The following is a 243-nucleotide window of genomic DNA, read 5'->3' as shown; positions in this document are numbered from 1 at the left end:
CGCTTTGTCATCATGAGTTTGACATTATTGGAAATTGTACAACGTGCATCAATATAAGGCGTTTTAGCTGTATAAGTCTGACCACACTCCTTACAGTAGAAGCGTTGCTTTTTCAGCTTAATATGAGCAGGTCTATCAAATACAAGTCCCATATATACAGTAGTTTGACGTGATCCATGCTTAATGACAGTATGATTAATATTTTTGATACCACAACACTCGCAACCCGTAGGTTCGTAGCTA

Annotated in this window: 1 protein-coding gene; it reads right to left on the bottom strand. The window is 37.9% G+C overall.

Features of this window, described 5'->3' with window-relative positions; all coding sequences use genetic code 11:
• Nucleotides 1-243 (bottom strand): transposase family protein (locus HHH54_RS11180; RefSeq protein ID WP_198618841.1); only part of this gene is annotated, 243 nt, incomplete at both ends.

The sequence above is a fragment of the Staphylococcus canis genome (genome assembly GCF_016238445.1).
Taxonomy (GTDB): domain Bacteria; phylum Bacillota; class Bacilli; order Staphylococcales; family Staphylococcaceae; genus Staphylococcus; species Staphylococcus canis.
The sequence above is the reverse complement of the archived record's forward strand: the minus strand, read 5'-3'. Positions and strand labels throughout refer to the sequence as shown.